The following is a 14,955-nucleotide window of genomic DNA, read 5'->3' on the forward strand; positions in this document are numbered from 1 at the left end:
TCATCGCTATTGATCACTCTCAAATGAGGAAGCAGGAACAAAGTTCATGCAGATCAACACCACAACAGACCATTCTTTTGGCCCACCGAGACGGATACCGTCAGAGCTAAGCACAACAAGTGGGCATTATTATACGTGAAATGAATTTAATATGCGAATTATTCTTCTGCTTCTAACTCAGCCTCTTTGGCCCACACATTGGCAATAATCCCGCAAACCATCAATTGAATCTGATGAAAAATCATGATCGGCAAGACAATCATGCCCAGTGGCTGGCCAATAAATAGAATTTGTGCCATCGGCACGCCACTGGCCAGGGTTTTTTTAGAACCGCAGAAAAATACCGTTTTCTGGTCAGCGCGACTAAAACCCAGCCAGCGTGGGATATACAGCGACAACAGCATCACCAGGGTCAAAAGCACCGAACAGGCTAGCAATAACAGCAATAATGTACTGAGACTGACTTCATTCCAAAGTCCCGCTACTACGGCGCTACTAAAAGCACCATAGACCACCAGTAAAATTGAGCCTTGATCAAAGACCTTGACGATTTTTGGCATTTTCATCATTTTTGGATAAATCCAGGGACGTAAAATTTGCCCCAAGATAAAAGGTACCAATAACAACAGCGTAATCTGGATAATCGAAGCGGTTGGGTCAAACCCGTGCTCAGATTGACCTAAAATGAAAAATGCGACCAATACCGGGGTGATAAACATGCCGATAATATTGGAAAAAGAAGCACTACAGACAGCACCGGCCACATTCCCATGTGCGACGGAAGTAAAAGCAATCGAAGACTGAACGGTGGATGGCAGGAAGCACATAAACAGGAAGCCCCAGTACAGCTCCTGCCCGAGCATTGGCAATAAAATCGGCTTGGCCAGCAAACCTAGAATAGGAAACAAGGCAAAAGTCAGTGCAAAGACCAAAGTATGTAATTTCCAGTGCATGATCCCCTCCACCACCGCTTCGCGGGACAGCTTGGCACCGTGTAGGAAAAATAGAATGGCAATCGCGCCTGTCGTGATCCAGCCAAAAACTTCAGCGGCCTGTCCGGAGACAGGCACTACACTGGCCAACAGCACCATGACAAATAGCAATATCGTAAAGCGGTCCAATGCCAACAATTTAAGCATCTGCTGTTCTTCCCTTAAAGTTTTATTGTTCGATAAAAAAATGCCCGGCTATCTTAACAGATGCCGGGCCCATGCTATGCACTCAGGCTGATGTAATATTTTCATCTATACGTGAATACATTTCATCTATCACGCTACATCCCACTTAGTTATTACGTGCATCCTGATCTTGCTGGATCAGCTCGATTTTATAGCCATCTGGGTCTTCTACAAATGCAATGACAGTCACACCGCCTTTCATTGGACCAGCTTCACGCACGACATTACCACCACGTGCCTTGATCTCTTCACATGCCTTATAAGCATCATCGACTGCAATCGCGATATGACCATAGGCATTGCCCAGCTCATAGCTGTCTGTATCCCAGTTATGCGTCAATTCAAGTACGGTGTGATTTTCTTCATCGCCATAACCGACAAAAGCCAGGGTAAAACGGCCCTCTTCGTAATCACGTTTACGAAGCAAAGTCATGCCAAGTACTTCAGTATAGAACTTGAGCGATTGTTCTAAATTGCCTACACGTAACATGGTATGCAGCATGCGCATATTAATCATCCTTCTGTACAGATTGTTGTTGGTGTTCACCGAGCAGTTTTGCTACCCAAACCACCAGAATCAGGATCGGAATCCCAATTAACGTGGTCATCAGGAAGAATTTCGGATAACCAATATTGGTCACTATAGTACCCGAATATCCGCCTAAAATCTTGGGAGTCAGGGTCATGAGTGAGCTAAAAATCGCATATTGAACCGCGGTAAATGACACACTGGTCAGGCTCGACAAGAATGCAATAAACGCAGCACCCGCAAGTCCGGCAGCCAGATTATCGACAATAATGGCAAAATAAAGCCACTTGTCGCTATAAGGTTTGATGACCTTACCACTGACTTCGATCATGTCGGAGCTACTGCCATCTATCACCGCCAAAGGCTGAATATCAACATCCAGATTCTGGCCAGGGATGAGCTGATCATTGACCTGATAAACATGTGTGGTTTGCTGAAGCGCCTGGCCATCTTGCATCAAGACTGCACTGACAATATGTGCGGGTGACTGAATCAGTTGCTGCGCAGGAATCGCGGCAGTAAATACGCCTTCACTTTCTAATTTTGCCTCAAGATTCTGATCATTGATTTGTAAAACAATCTTTTGAATCGGTTGCAGCGCTGCACCGACATATTGACCACGTACCACAATGGTCTTGTCCTGTTCAGCGACATTGAGGGTATTGTCACTGGTGATCGGCAGAATCTGTAACTGGGTGCTGCCCTGTTGTGCAGTCAAATACGGCATGCTGACCTGTACAGGCTGAGTAGCATGATCTGAATTTAGATAGCTGGCTGTCACTTGCAGTTGCTTACTCTGCGCTAAAACATCACTGGGTACATTCAGCTTCCAGTAACCGACTTCATCGGTATCGGCCTGATAAACCTGATTAGCGACCCTAACTTCGACAGCTGCCAGTTTTTCACCAGATTTGACCAGTCCAATAAAAATCAGGTTGGTGGAACAGGCCAGCACGGCACCGACAAACATCAGTTTCATGATGTTCATTTTCTGGGCCAGTAAACCACCGAGAAAACCACCAATTAAAGAGAAAATCACCCCATAGACTTTGACCGCTTCGGCAATCTGCTCTTTACTGAAATTCAGGTCCTGATAGAAGACGTTGGAAATGACCCCGGCGATGATATCGGAAACCCGATAAAAACCGATCAATAACAACAGCACCAATGCCAGTTTTAAGCCATAGCGCCTAAAGAAGTCTGCAACCGGATTAACCCAGGTTTCATAGGCCATCTGCTTGTTGACTGCACCCATTTTCACCAAGCTTGCACCAATGGCAAAGGCAATCGCACCAGAACCAATAAAGCGTAAGGCTTCAAAGCAGAACAAGGCAAAAGTATCTTGAATGGTGAACTGTTCGGTAATACTGGCGACCAGATTGCCTGAATAGATATAGCTCAGTACAAAGCTGATCACTGCGACAAAAAACACTGCGACTAAACGGAAATAATCACTGCGCAGATAATGTTTAGGCACACGGTCAACCTGCGGTTCCCGAATGCAAAGCGTGGTGACAATTCCGACCAGCATTACCGCGGCCATGGCCAGATAGGTCCATTTCCAGGCATCATAGATATAGTTGCCTTTGGCTGTGCCCAAATAAGCGGCCAGAAACAAGGCGCCAGCACCCGCCACGATCATTCCGATCCGATAACCGGCATTATAGGTCGCGGCCAAGACGGTCTGCATCTGGGTTTCCGCCAGTTCAATCCGGTAGGCATCAATCACAATATCCTGCGTTGCAGCAGAAAAGCCTAACAGGACTGCACCCAGCGCCATTTGCTGTAAATGAGTTACGCCCAAAGCCGGATCAGAAAAAGCCATAATGGAAATGGCGCAGACAATCAGAATCTGTGCAATCAGCAACCAGGCTCGACGGCGTCCCAGAGCCTTGGTCAAAAAAGGCACTGGCAGTTCATCAATGAGCGGCGCCCAGACGAATTTAAACGAGTAGCCCAATGCTGCCCAGCTAAAAAAAGTGACTGCACTTTTGCTGATTCCGGCCTCACCTAACCATAAAGACAGACTGGAAAAAATCAGAAGAATCGGGACACCGGCCGAAAATCCCAAGAACAGCATGATCAAGGCACGTCGATCTAAAAATGCTGTAAATGCGGATTTCCAACCCGTCGTTTGTGTTGTCATTGCTTTATTATTTTCCGCGGAAAAACCAATTGCTGCTATTCAATCCTGTAATAGCGCATCTTTCAACAAGATTTATATATTTATCACATTTCCGATTTTTTATTTTCTGGCAAAAGCCACATGTTCGCTTGAATTTTCCAAGCAAATCTGTATACCTTAACGCTTATCAACGTAATATTTCGTTTTGGATTTCAACAGTGACCCAGAGACTCGATCAAATTAATTCTTCTATCGCCAGCAACAATACGACAACACCAGAAAATATCCGCTCAGATTTACTTATCTCGGCATTTGAACAAAGCGAAATTCACAACACCCTTGAGCATACCCGCTTAAAATCCACCCAACTAACGCACATTCCAAACCTAGAAAAAATTCCGGCGTCGACCAAACGGATCAAGCCCCTGAATAATTTCTTGGGACAAGACCGCGCACGGGCTTCGGTCGAGGCAGGGATTGCCTTACCTTATTCAGGCTATAATATTTTTGCCGTGGGTACGGCTGGCTTGGGCAAACGCACCATGGTGAAGCGCCTGCTGCAACAGCATGCCAAAACCATGGAAACCCCAAACGACTGGGTCTACGTCAACAACTTTCAAAACCAGCGCCAGCCAATAGCATTGGAGTTTCCCGCAGGTCAAGGTCCAAAATTTCAGGCCATGCTAAATCAAAGCTGGCAAACCATTCTGAAACAGCTCGAACGCCGTTTTACTGCGGAAACCTATCACAACCGCATTGAAATGATTCGCCAGGAAACTGGCGATGAACAGCAACAGGCGCTGATTGAACTCACCAAAGAAGGTGCAGAACTCGATCTGAAACTGATCTCGCGACACGATGAACACTGCTTTGTTCCCGTACATCTGATTGATGACAAATTACAGGAAATGACTCAGGAAGATCTGAATGCGCTGAGCAATCAGGATCGGGCCGAATTGGCGACCAATATGCGCTATATGGACAAAAAACTGGAGCGTCTGGGTTTGCATCTGGGTGATCTGGAAGATGATGCACGCGACCGAGTTCAGATTCTGAATCGTGATATTGCCAAACAGGTGGTGGTGCCACGTGTAGAACAGATTTTATCCAAGTTCAAACATGTGCAAGGCTTGGAACATTATCTAAAATATTATGCCGAAGATATTATCAATAATGTCGAAATCGTGCTGGAACAGGAAGAAGATGATTTCACCCCGGCACTATTCAGCCGCGTACCGGCACGTTATCAGGCCAACGTGATTATTACCCACAAGCCGAATAGCGGTGCGCCAGTCATCTTTGAAGATTTTCCAACACATTACAATTTACTTGGTCATGTGGAACAGCTAACCCAAAATGGCACGATCACCACGGACTTCACCCTGATTCGTCCCGGAACGTTGCATAAAGCCAATGGCGGCTTTCTGATGCTGGAAGCGGAACAATTACTGGAACAGCCTTATGCATGGCAAGGTTTGAAGCGTGCGCTTAAATCCGGGCATTTAAAACTGTCTTCACTTGAGCATATGATCACGCTGACCGGCAGTATTTCAATTGAACCCGCATCGATTCCATTGAACATTAAAGTGATCTTGCTGGCCGAGCCTGAAATTTATTATGAAATTCTAGAGCTTGAACCGGAGCTGGGCAGCATCTTTAAAATCCGTGCTGATTTTACCGATACATTACAACGTAATGACGACAACGAGCAGGCCTATATGCAGCTGATTGCCGACTATGTGCAATCGGATAAATTATTGCCTTTTGACCGTTCTGCTTTGGCTGCACTGCTCACAGATTCCAGCCGTCAGGCCGAAGACCAAAGTTCATTATCATTACATGCCCTGACCTTGGGTGACCTGATTCGTGAAGCGCATCATCATGCCTTTCAGGCCGGTGACAAGATGGTCTCGGAAAAACATATCAATACCGCACTCGATCATCGCAAATATCGCTTAGGCTATTTACGTGAGTTGTACTGGCAGGATCTGACCCGTGGTACACAGCTAATCGAAACCCGTGGCCATCGTCTGGGACAGATTAATGCTTTGTCGGTAATTCATTATGCCGATGTCGAATTTGGCCTTCCTTCACGTCTGACTGCTTCGGTGTATCAAGGGGGTGGTGACATTCTCGACATTGAGCGCAGTGTGGAACTCGGTGGCTCCTTGCATGCCAAAGGCGTGTTATTGATGTCGTCTTTCCTGAAAGCACATTTTGGTCGTGAACAGACCCTGCACTTCTCTGCGGCGCTGGCCTTTGAACAAAGCTATGGTCAGGTCGATGGTGACAGTGCCACAGTCGCGGAACTGTCTGCCCTGCTCTCGGCGATTAGCCAGTTACCGATTGATCAATCCTGGGCCATTACCGGCTCCATGAACCAGTTGGGACAAGTACAGCCAGTGGGCGGTGTCAATGCCAAAATTGAAGGTTTCTTTGATGCCTGCAAGCTGCAAGGTCTGACCGGCAAACAAGGCGTGATTATTCCACGTCAGAATATGCAGCATCTGATGCTGCGTAAAGATGTCACCATTGCTGTCGAAGAAGGTCAGTTCCATATTCATGCGATTGATACCATTGATCAGGCGCTGGAAATCCTGATGGCGCGTCCGGTCGGCACCTTGGATAAAAAAGGTCGCTATAGCAAAAATTCAATCTATGCCGCGGTGATGGCACAGCTGGATTACTGGCAAGCGATTGAAGATGGTGGTGAGCTGGTCGAATTACCGAAGAAAAAGAAAAAAAAGAAGAAGAAAAAAGACAAGAAGCAAATTGTTGAGCCACACACTGAACTTGAAGCAGGTCATGCAATAGCTCAAAAGCCAAATGCAGCAACAGAAGATTAATCCGGTCGTTGCTCTATCTTTAAAATAGCAATAAAAAAGCGCTTCTCAATGAAGCGCTTTTTTAACATCTGGCTTGATTTAAATCTTAATTTAATTAAGCATCAGCTGCCGGGCTGTACTGTTCAACCAAAGGCTTTAATTCACCTTTTTGGAACATGTCGAGCATGATATCGCTCCCACCGATCAACTCACCATTGATCCAAAGCTGTGGAAATGTCGGCCAGTTGGCGATTTGTGGTAACATCGCACGAATGTCCTGATTTTCCAGAATGTTTACATAAGCAAACGGACGACCAATCTGACTGAGTGCTTCTACTGCACGTGCAGAAAAACCACATTGTGGAAATTGCGGTGTGCCTTTCATATAAAGAAGTACTGCATGTTTAGCAATTTGGTCACGAATTAACGCTTCGGTATCGCGTGCTTGTTCAGTCATTGATAAATCCTCAACTCATCTGTCTGGCATTATACCCAAATCCAGACAAAACAGTATGTCTAAAGCAATAATTCCAATTTTATTTACAATTACCCTTTAAATCTGAGCGGGTTTTTGCTTATATAAGTTTTTCTTTCCACCTAACAGTTAAGAGTTAGTCATGAATAATATTACCCTCGCACCGGTACAAACTGATCAACCTTCTCACTTGATGCCTGTATTTGGCCGTCAACCGATCAGCTTTGTCCGAGGACGAGGTGCATATCTTTATACCGAAGATGGTACAGAGTATTTAGATGCATTAACCGGAATTGCAGTATGTGGTCTGGGTCATGCGCATCCAGTCATTGCCGAAGCAATTGCTGATCAGGCTGCGACCTTGATTCATACCAGCAACCTGTTTGAAGTGCCTTGGCAAACTGCGGCAGCACAAAAACTGGCCGAAGTCGCGGGTATGGAAGAAGTATTCTTCTCCAACAGTGGCGCAGAATCAAATGAAGGTGCAATCAAAATTGCACGTAAATTCGGTCATATGCAAGGCATTTCTTCACCCAAAATTATTGTGGCGGATCGTTCTTTCCATGGCCGTACCATGGCCACCCTTTCTGCAACAGGCAATAAAAAAGTTCAGGAAGGCTTTGGCCCGCTGGTCGAAGGTTTTATTCGTGTACCTTTTGGTGATCTCGAAGCGATTGAAGAGGCAGCGCTTCATCATCCGGATATCGTAGCCATTTTAGTTGAGCCCATTCAGGGTGAAGGTGGTGTAAATACCGCACCTCAAGGTTTCAGCTATCTCGAAGAGATTCGTCAAATCTGTAACCAGCACAACTGGTTGATGATGCTAGACGAAGTGCAAACCGGGAATGGCCGTACGGGCAAATATTTTGCTTATCAGCACACCAGCATTATTCCTGATGTACTGACCACAGCCAAAGGCTTGGGTAATGGTTTCCCGATTGGTGCCGTCATGACTCAAGGTCGTGGTGTAGGTGTACTAACTGCCGGTAATCATGGTTCGACTTATAGTGGTACAGCTTTGGGTTCACGTGTGGTCTACACCATTCTCGATATTATGCAAAAAGAAAATATCGTCGCCAATGCTGCGGAAAAAGGCGCTTATATCGTGGATCAGCTACGCAACAAACTGGCCGATCAAAATGTGAGCGTGCGTGGTTTCGGTCTGATGATCGGAATTGAATTACCGAAAGAATGTACTGAGCTGGTCGCAATTGCACGTGATGAATACAAAACCATCATCAATGTGACTGCCGGTAATGTGGTTCGCCTGTTGCCTACCCTGAACATTACTCAGGAACAGGCTGATCAGCTGATTGAGCGTTTAGTGAAAATGATCAACGCTTTTTTGGCCTAAACCCTGCGCTTAAAAACAAAAAAGCCGCTTGAAAGCGGCTTTTTTATATTCTGTATCTTATGATGCGGCTTGTAAAATACGCCCACCAGAAATCTGGTCAAAATATTGTTTCAATGTATCTAGGCAACGAAGAATTTTTGTCGGTTGTTGCTCACGTTTCGGCATGACTGCATATAGTGTAATCGGTGGAAGTCGCCATTCAGGCAAAACTTCAACCAAAGTGCCATTCAGTAAGTCTTTTTTCGCATCGAGATATAAAATCTTGGCAATCCCATTGCCCTGCAAGCACATCGATTTTGCCACCAGACCATTATTGGTACTGAAACGGGATTTCAATTCAAAATCGGCTTTTTCTGCAGTATTGACATTTTGAAACTGGAAATACTGATGATTTTTGATATGGGTCAAAGGCAGCACATCATGATTTTTAAGATCATCAGGACGTGAAATAATGGTGCTCTGATTAATATAACTCGGTGTCGCCACCAGAATTTGCTCAATCTGCATCAATGGCACCACCTGAAGATTGTGCTCATCATTTTTCTGTTCAAATCTTAAGGCGATATCGATACGCCCATCGAACAAATCAACCTCATGATTATTGGTTTCCAGATGTACTGCCAGGCCACGATGTGCGGACATCCAGTGAGAAAGTGCAGGAATCACATGATTCGCGCACAATTCTGGCAAAGCGACAATGCGCAGTTCACCCACAAGATCATCGCGTAATTCATTGATTCGGACTTTACCGCGCTCTGCAGCAGATAGCATTTCCTGGCAACTGTAGAAAAAAGCTTGTCCCGCTTCCGTCAAACTTAACTTTCTCGTTGAACGATTTAAAAGTACCACTTCCATATCATGTTCTAATGAGCGAATTTGTTGACTCACGGCGCTGGTCGTAATCCCTAATTCACGGGCAGCACCGCTAAACGAGTTTTTTTCTACAACACAAGCAAAAACACCCATTGCTCGAAGTTGATCTAACATAAATTTCCCTCTAAACTTATGAGATGCCTCATCATTTGATAAAAGCAACTTATTGTATTATACGGCGAAATTCACGTTTTGCATTATTTATTTAATTGTTTGGTAAAACTGTAGTTGGATTAATCGGTTTACCGTCTAAGCGCACCTGAAATTCAAGCATGGTTCGCGTTGTACCAGTTGAACCCATTTCTGCAATTTTTTGCCCCGCTTTTACATTCTGTCCGCTTTTTACATCCAGTTTGCTGTTATGGGCATAAGCCGTAATATAGCCATTAATATGCTTCACCAACACCAGATTGCCATATTCTTTCAGGCCATCTGCAGCATAAACAACCTGCCCGTCTGCTGCTGCAAACACCGGATCACCGACATTGCCGTTATAGCGTGTGCCTTTGATATTAGATGCCAGATTATACTGCTGCAAAACTGGGCCATTAGACGGTTTTACCCAACCTAAACCCGCGGCAGTAGAGACGGGTGTCATTGGCGCCGGCGTGCTCACACGCGGTGTAGTCTGCACGGTGGTCGCTGGTGTAACTGGTGCCGGTGTTGGTACTGCAATCGTTTGACGCTGGATAGGGGCTGCCTGAGTCACTGCCTGCGTGCTGGTACTGCGACGTACGGTATTATTTTTCAGGCGGATCGACTGTCCCACATAAATCCGGTAAGGTGCAGCAATATCATTCATCTCGGCAACACTGATATAGTTCAGTCCATAACGTGCTGCGATCCCACTCAATGTATCTCCTGAACGTACCGTATAGAAATCAGGAGCTGTCGCATAACGCGTCGCATTATTTACTTGAGGTTTGGTTGCACAACCGGTGATTACTCCTGTAGAAATAACAACGGTTGATAAAACTAGGGTTTTAATCAGGGCTGCAGGCGAAGCAACAACACATTTCGGTAACACCAAGAACATTATCTTCCTCTCTAAGATCTATACGGTTGCAAAATCCCGTTAAGATTAGCAAAGTTTTACTGCAATATACTTGCAATCGCGAGTTTTTCACAAAGTTATAACACTGAGAACGCATTTTCTGCCAATTGTGTTTGAAGATTCCGCAAAACCTCATAGTTGGTGGCATCCATCTGAATCGGAGTAATGCTGACATAGCCATTGGCCACAGCAAAGAAGTCCGAGTCAATCTCGCTAAATCCTGGCTTAGGTTCTGCGACTGCTTCTCCAGACAGTCCAATCCAGTACACCTGACGACCACGTGGGTCAACATGACTGGTGATGGGCTTCGACTGACGGCGGCGGCCTTGATAAGTCACTTTTTCACCCTGTAATTCAGCCATATCCGGAATATTGATATTAAAAATATGACGCTCAGGAAGAACCGGCAAACCGCGTGCAATAAAATCATGTACCCAGTTGGCAGCTAGCTGATAATCCTGAGGGTGTTGATAGCTGCGTACATTCGGCCCACTCAATGACACCGCAATAGCAGGATGTTTACTTAAGCGACCTTCAAAGGCTGCCCCGACTGTACCGGAATACAAGACATCATCCCCCAGATTGGCACCACTATTAATACCGCTGACCACCAGATCAAATTCAAAGTCAAACAGGCCGTTCATAGCCAGATAAACACAATCTGCCGGAGTACCATTGACAGCCCAGACATCGGGAGAAATCTGAATCAGGCGTAAAGGTCGGTCCAGAGTCAAAGCACTGGAGTAACCACTGCGCTCACTTTCTGGCGCTACAATAACAATCCTCCCCAAAGGTTTTAGAGCCTGTGCCAATGCCTGAATACCCGGTGCAAACACACCATCATCATTTGAAACTAAAATATTCACTGAAAAATCTCGTCGCGCTAAAAAATGACTGGTTAGGACATTTAATTGTATTAGTGCTGGAATTATATATATTTACTGCTCGACATCCATCTTTAAAATATGTGGCTCAAGATGATTAAAAAATTCTCTTTATTTAGTGCTTTCGCTTTAAGCCTGGCAGTATCTGTTTCTCCTTCAGTTATGGCGAGCGAGCTGACTGTTGACGAAAACAATACCATTGTGAAAGAAGACATCGCATCGGCACAAGTCATGGCTGAGGTTTGCCCGGCTATGATTGGCCAAAATGCAAAATTAGACAGCATTATTCAGACTCTCATCCAGTCTTATCTTGCAGACTACTCAGATAAAGGCATGAGCTATCAAAAACTACAGGCAGATAGCGAATATAAATCTTTACTGGAAGAAGCTCGTCAGGGTGCAAAACAAACCAGTACTGACGAACAAAAAACCGTATGCGAAGAGATTCTGGATTATCAGGGCTAAGCTAGATAAATCTTCAAATAAGACGGTGTAAACATCGTCTTATTTTCTCTTACAGATTTCTTCATAATTCTACAGCTTCGCTACATTTTCCCACTTTTCAATTTCAAAAATAAGTTTAAGCTAGGCAAATTATTGTTCTAAATCTATTTTTTGAGTTTTTTAATGAAATATCCATTACTTCAAGCCATGACACTTTGTGCAGCTTCTGCCGTGACTCTTTTAGGAACATCTGCATTTGCAGCCAATGAAAATATCAATGTCACGCCAACCCAGCAAGTGACCAAGCAGGAACTGGCTGCGATTTATGTTCTTTCAGAAATCTGCCCGAGCATGGTTAAGGACAAGTCACAGTTCAATCAGGGCTATACCAAGCTGGTGACTGAATATATGCCAGGTCAGCGCAATCCGGTTGCAAGCTTAAACCAGATGGTTCAACAGAACAATTTCCGCAGTATTCTGGCTGAAGCACAATCTGATGCCAAGAAAGCTGGCAAGAAAAAAAATCAGGTGATTTGTAATGAATTAAGCACCTATAACAATTAACCTGCTTTTCTGCCGATTACTTACAATACTTTTGAAATAAGACCGGGTTTCCCATAGAAGTCCGCCTAGCTTTATCCTAAAATGCTAGGCTCTTCGTGCTTACATCAAGATATAGGAACCCACTAGAAATGACCCAAAAAACTGCCCTTGCTGCATTATTATTAGTTCCTAGTTTTAGCTTTGCAGCAACTGTCCTATCTGCACCACCAGAATTGAATAATAAATCCTACGTGCTAATGGACTATGAGACAGGGCAACTTCTCGCTTCAAAAAATGAAAATGAAAAATTAGCCCCTGCTTCAATGACCAAGATGATGACCAGCTACATCATCGAACAAAAACTATTGAGCGGTGAACTCACTGAAGATGAACAGGTTCGCATGAATGAGTCAGCATGGTGTCGCGGTAGTAGCGCGGAATCATGTATGTATGTGCCTTTAAACGGTACGGCCACTGCACTTGAAATGCTGCGCGGAATTATTATTCAATCGGGTAATGATGCATCTAAGGCCATGGCTGAACATATTGCAGGGAACGAGGGTACCTTTGCACATATGATGAATCAGGAAGCCAAACGTATTGGCATGACCAATACCAGCTTTATCAATTCAACCGGTATGCCTGCTGAAGGTCATTATTCAACTGCCAAAGATATGGCAACGCTGGCACAGCACATCATTAAAGACAGTTCCAAGTATTATCCGATTTATGCTGAAAAAGAATTTACCTTTAATGGCATCAAGCAAGGTAACCGTAATGCCCTGCTGTATACCGACCCAAGTGTAGATGGCTTAAAAACAGGTCATACCAATGAAGCAGGGTATTGCTTGACCACGTCGTCTAAACGTGGCCCTACTCGCTTGATTTCAGTTATTTTTGGTGCACCTACCATGCAGGAACGTGCAACGCAGACACGTGAATTGCTGGCTTGGGGTTATGCAAACTTCGAAACCAAAAATGTTCAACCAGCTAAACAGGTACTTGCTAAAGCCAAAGTCTGGTTTGGTAAGGAAGATGAAGTTCAGATCGGTCTTGCTGAAAACTTTAATGTGACCATGCCGAAAGGTCAGGCCAATGCGATTAAAACCCAGCTGGTGGTTCAACCGAAACTGACTGCACCATTACAACCGGGTCAAGTCGTGGGTAAATATGTTGCGACTCTGGATGGTAAAGTCATTTCAGAAAAACCTCTTGTGGCTTTGAATGCAGTGGAAGAAGCGGGTTTCTTCGCGCGTATGCTCGACCATATCAAACAGTTCTTTAGCAACTTATTCTAAGTCTAAACAGACCATTTCAGTCTTGGACTAAGACCAAAGCACTCATTCAGATGGGTGCTTTTTATTTTATACTATGCACATGATCCTTCATCATTTAGCGGACAGATCGTTATGAGCCAAAATATTCGTTCTTATTTAGATATGACCCCACAGATTGATGCTTCCTGTTATGTCGATCCGATGGGAATTGTGGTCGGCGATGTGGTTTTGGCTGAAAATGTCTCGGTATGGCCTTTTGCCGTAATTCGGGGTGATGTGAATCATATTCGGATTGGTAAAAACTCAAATGTACAAGATCACTCGATGTTGCATGTCAGCCATAAGAAAGCCGATAAGCCTGAAGGTTCGCCTTTAATTATTGGTGAAGATGTCACCATTGGCCATCATGTCAAACTACATGGTTGTACCATTGGCAATCGTGTTTTGGTCGGTATTGGTACGATTATTCTGGATGATGTGATTGTTGAAGATGATGTAATGATTGGTGCAGGTTCGCTTGTTCCACCGAATAAGGTTTTGGAAAGCGGTTATTTGTATGTGGGCAGCCCTGTGAAAAAAGTGCGTCCGCTGACAGATAAAGAAAAAGCATTTTTACCGTATTCAGCGCAGAATTATGTGAAGGTGTCGGGGAGTTATAAAAATACTTAATTACAGCAAAATACAGTGCTATATGAACTTGAGATATGTATCCTTCATTATACAAATATCAAGGTTGTATAATTAGTAAGTGAGGGGTGTTTTTCTCGTTTAAATATTATTCATGCATAATGCTATTAATCAGTAGGATGATGCTCCCTCATGACAAATCATATCCAGATTATAGATGGATCATCTTTCAAATCGATCTTCGTAGTAGGCGACTTGCATGGTTCTTATCACTTGCTGATGAGCCATCTCAACGCTATCGATTTTGACTTTGATAAAGATTTGTTGATATGCACGGGTGACCTGGTTGATAAAGGCAAAGAAAATTTAGAATGTTTTTCATTGATTAAAAAACCATGGTTTCGAACCGTTCGTGGCAATCACGAAGAAATGTGTATTAAAAGTCTATTTGATTCAAAGCTTAGACATTTACATGAAAGAAATGGTGGTGAGTGGTTCTATCAGTTGTCATCACATCAGCAGCATAAAATTATCAAAAGCTTTGAAGATTTACCAATCGTTATCGAGCTTGAACTTCTAGATAAACGAATAGGAGTAGTTCATGCAGATATTGATATTCATGAATGGGGCGCTTTTAAAGCAGATATCATGCAAGGTGATTACAGGATTTCAGGAATGGTTTCAGCTTACACAAATGCACTATGGGGGCGTGGAAGAGTAAAGAACTATTCAGATAATTATGATGTTGATGTGATGACAACTGATAG

At 44.2% G+C, this 14,955-nt stretch carries 14 protein-coding genes; 7 read left to right on the top strand and 7 right to left on the bottom strand.

Going from position 1 to position 14,955, the window contains the following annotated elements:
• Nucleotides 1–158 precede the first annotated feature (158 nt).
• From FTV48_RS10500 to FTV48_RS10510, 3 genes are all read right to left on the bottom strand, one after another.
• A complete protein-coding gene (locus FTV48_RS10500) occupies nt 159–1,139 on the bottom strand; it encodes a bile acid:sodium symporter family protein (protein WP_100329814.1) in 981 nt (326 codons plus the stop codon).
• Between the two features lie 145 nt (nt 1,140–1,284).
• A complete protein-coding gene (gene gloA / locus FTV48_RS10505; RefSeq protein WP_005096493.1) occupies nt 1,285–1,686 on the bottom strand; it encodes a lactoylglutathione lyase in 402 nt (133 codons plus the stop codon).
• Nucleotide 1,687: 1 nt separating this feature from the next.
• Nucleotides 1,688–3,853 carry an MFS transporter gene (locus FTV48_RS10510; protein ID WP_180000256.1) on the bottom strand — a complete coding sequence of 722 codons (2,166 nt, stop codon included), beginning with the start codon at nt 3,851–3,853 and terminating at the stop codon, nt 1,688–1,690.
• A 197-nt stretch (nt 3,854–4,050) separates the two neighbouring features.
• Here FTV48_RS10510 and FTV48_RS10515 point away from each other — a divergent pair, with 197 nt between their 5' ends.
• Nucleotides 4,051–6,678, top strand: a complete 2,628-nt coding sequence (locus FTV48_RS10515; protein WP_100535433.1) for a Lon protease family protein — start codon at nt 4,051–4,053, stop codon at nt 6,676–6,678.
• A gap of 94 nt (nt 6,679–6,772) precedes the next feature.
• On the opposite strand, the gene grxD is transcribed toward FTV48_RS10515, so the two are convergent.
• Nucleotides 6,773–7,114, bottom strand: coding sequence for a Grx4 family monothiol glutaredoxin (gene grxD / locus FTV48_RS10520; RefSeq protein WP_004279738.1), 342 nt, complete (start codon nt 7,112–7,114; stop codon nt 6,773–6,775).
• 160 nt (nt 7,115–7,274) lie between these two features.
• On the opposite strand from grxD, the gene FTV48_RS10525 reads away from it, so the two are divergent.
• A complete protein-coding gene (locus FTV48_RS10525) occupies nt 7,275–8,486 on the top strand; it encodes an aspartate aminotransferase family protein (RefSeq protein WP_005096487.1) in 1,212 nt (403 codons plus the stop codon).
• 57 nt (nt 8,487–8,543) lie between these two features.
• Here FTV48_RS10525 and FTV48_RS10530 read toward each other — a convergent pair whose 3' ends face one another.
• The 3 genes from FTV48_RS10530 to surE form a co-directional block, all read right to left on the bottom strand.
• Nucleotides 8,544–9,473: a LysR family transcriptional regulator gene (locus tag FTV48_RS10530; RefSeq protein WP_005096486.1), complete on the bottom strand. Its 930-nt coding sequence runs from the start codon at nt 9,471–9,473 to the stop codon at nt 8,544–8,546.
• Between the two features lie 91 nt (nt 9,474–9,564).
• Nucleotides 9,565–10,395, bottom strand: a complete 831-nt coding sequence (locus FTV48_RS10535) for a peptidoglycan DD-metalloendopeptidase family protein (protein WP_005171673.1) — start codon at nt 10,393–10,395, stop codon at nt 9,565–9,567.
• 95 nt (nt 10,396–10,490) lie between these two features.
• Entirely contained in the window at nt 10,491–11,279 is a 789-nt protein-coding gene (gene surE, locus FTV48_RS10540; RefSeq protein WP_180000258.1) for a 5'/3'-nucleotidase SurE, read from the bottom strand.
• Between the two features lie 111 nt (nt 11,280–11,390).
• Between surE and FTV48_RS10545 the strand changes: the two genes are divergently transcribed.
• From FTV48_RS10545 to FTV48_RS10565, 5 genes are all read left to right on the top strand, one after another.
• On the top strand, nt 11,391–11,762 hold the full coding sequence (locus FTV48_RS10545) for an MCR_0457 family protein (protein ID WP_005096482.1): 372 nt from the start codon (nt 11,391–11,393) through the stop codon (nt 11,760–11,762).
• Between the two features lie 162 nt (nt 11,763–11,924).
• Nucleotides 11,925–12,305: an MCR_0457 family protein gene (locus FTV48_RS10550; protein ID WP_180000259.1), complete on the top strand. Its 381-nt coding sequence runs from the start codon at nt 11,925–11,927 to the stop codon at nt 12,303–12,305.
• 128 nt (nt 12,306–12,433) lie between these two features.
• The gene (gene dacC, locus FTV48_RS10555; RefSeq protein ID WP_005096478.1) at nt 12,434–13,582 is read left to right on the top strand and encodes a D-alanyl-D-alanine carboxypeptidase PBP5/6; all 1,149 of its coding nucleotides are present in this window, start codon (nt 12,434–12,436) and stop codon (nt 13,580–13,582) included.
• Between the two features lie 111 nt (nt 13,583–13,693).
• Complete coding sequence (locus FTV48_RS10560) at nt 13,694–14,230, top strand: gamma carbonic anhydrase family protein (RefSeq protein WP_180000260.1); 537 nt, start codon at nt 13,694–13,696, stop codon at nt 14,228–14,230.
• A 150-nt stretch (nt 14,231–14,380) separates the two neighbouring features.
• Nucleotides 14,381–14,955 (top strand): metallophosphoesterase (locus tag FTV48_RS10565; RefSeq protein WP_180000262.1); only part of this gene is annotated, 575 nt, incomplete at its 3' end.

It is taken from the genome of Acinetobacter sp. YH18001, assembly GCF_013416975.1.
In the GTDB taxonomy this organism is placed as follows: Bacteria; Pseudomonadota; Gammaproteobacteria; order Pseudomonadales; family Moraxellaceae; genus Acinetobacter; species Acinetobacter pseudolwoffii.

What these genes read in the sequence shown, in the direction of transcription:
- FTV48_RS10550 (WP_180000259.1), top strand. Translation starts at nt 11,925, where the DNA reads ATGAAATATCCATTACTTCAAGCCATGACACTTTGTGCAGCTTCTGCC.
- FTV48_RS10535 (WP_005171673.1), bottom strand. Translation starts at nt 10,395, where the DNA reads ATGTTCTTGGTGTTACCGAAATGTGTTGTTGCTTCGCCTGCAGCCCTG.
- dacC (WP_005096478.1), top strand. Translation starts at nt 12,434, where the DNA reads ATGACCCAAAAAACTGCCCTTGCTGCATTATTATTAGTTCCTAGTTTT.
- FTV48_RS10525 (WP_005096487.1), top strand. Translation starts at nt 7,275, where the DNA reads ATGAATAATATTACCCTCGCACCGGTACAAACTGATCAACCTTCTCAC.
- FTV48_RS10500 (WP_100329814.1), bottom strand. Translation starts at nt 1,139, where the DNA reads ATGCTTAAATTGTTGGCATTGGACCGCTTTACGATATTGCTATTTGTC.
- gloA (WP_005096493.1), bottom strand. Translation starts at nt 1,686, where the DNA reads ATGCGCATGCTGCATACCATGTTACGTGTAGGCAATTTAGAACAATCG.
- grxD (WP_004279738.1), bottom strand. Translation starts at nt 7,114, where the DNA reads ATGACTGAACAAGCACGCGATACCGAAGCGTTAATTCGTGACCAAATT.
- FTV48_RS10560 (WP_180000260.1), top strand. Translation starts at nt 13,694, where the DNA reads ATGAGCCAAAATATTCGTTCTTATTTAGATATGACCCCACAGATTGAT.
- FTV48_RS10510 (WP_180000256.1), bottom strand. Translation starts at nt 3,853, where the DNA reads ATGACAACACAAACGACGGGTTGGAAATCCGCATTTACAGCATTTTTA.
- FTV48_RS10530 (WP_005096486.1), bottom strand. Translation starts at nt 9,473, where the DNA reads ATGTTAGATCAACTTCGAGCAATGGGTGTTTTTGCTTGTGTTGTAGAA.
- FTV48_RS10545 (WP_005096482.1), top strand. Translation starts at nt 11,391, where the DNA reads ATGATTAAAAAATTCTCTTTATTTAGTGCTTTCGCTTTAAGCCTGGCA.